Raw genomic sequence first — 202 nt, forward strand, 5'->3', positions numbered from 1 at the left:
GCCGCGCGGCTGCTCACGCTCGTCCCGCCGCGCGCCGGGCCGGTCGTCGCGTCCCCGGAACCCGCCCCGCTCGTCATCCCGGCGGAAGGCGGGCCGCTCGTCACGACGGAACCCACCGCGGTCGTCCTCACGCCGCGGCCCACGCGGACGCTCATCCCGCCGGCTCTGCTCACCCCGGCCGGAGAAGCCGCGCTCGTCCCGT

1 pseudogene is annotated in these 202 nt (G+C 79.2%); it reads left to right on the forward strand.

Features of this window, described 5'->3' with window-relative positions:
• Positions 1-202, forward strand: a pseudogene (locus IF83_RS35415) (hypothetical protein); the annotation flags it as partial.

Source organism: Streptomyces albus subsp. albus, assembly GCF_000719865.1.
GTDB lineage: Bacteria > Actinomycetota > Actinomycetes > Streptomycetales > Streptomycetaceae > Streptomyces > Streptomyces albus_E.